Below are 651 nucleotides of genomic sequence, written 5' to 3'. Positions count from 1 at the left end.
AACGCGCGGAAAAATTCATTGATGCCGACCGATTAGTGGTCGCTACTGGCACACAGAACATCGTTGAAGAGTGTCGCCAAATTGATGAAAACAACAACCCAACTTGGCTGGAAACCATCAAATCACCGGTACGAAATCAGGCCGGTGACCTGATCGGCATTTTGGGCATGACGCGCAACATCACCCGTCGCAAGATGGTGGAAACGCAATTGTCGTTAGCGTCGAAAATCTTCAACAACTCGCAAGAAGGCATGGTCATTACCGACAGCAATGCCAACATCATTGATGTCAACAACGCGTTCTCGCAGATCACCGGATTCAGCGCCGAAGAAGTGATTGGGAAGAACCCGAACATCCTCCGCTCTGGGCACCATGATGATGCTTTTTACCAACAACTTTGGCAGCAGCTTGAAACCAAAGGTCAATGGAAAGGCGAGTTTATCAACCGCAAACGTGATGGCAGCATTTACCCGCAATTAGCCACTATTAGCGCGGTAATGGATGACAAAAACCACCTAATTAACTACATCTGTGTGTTTGAGGACATCTCAGTGCGCAAAGCGCACGAAGAGAAACTGCAACGCATGGCGTTTTACGATCCGCTGACCAACTTGCCCAACCGAACCCATTTGATCAGCTTGCTGGAACAGC

At 48.8% G+C, this 651-nt stretch carries 1 protein-coding gene; it reads left to right on the top strand.

Going from position 1 to position 651, the window contains the following annotated elements:
* The coding region (locus R7Q09_RS26225) for a PAS domain S-box protein (protein ID WP_318143953.1) at positions 1 to 651 on the top strand (651 nt) is incomplete at both ends.

Source organism: Vibrio sp. 2130-1 (assembly GCF_033339515.1).
This window is presented reverse-complemented; position numbering and strand designations above follow the sequence as displayed.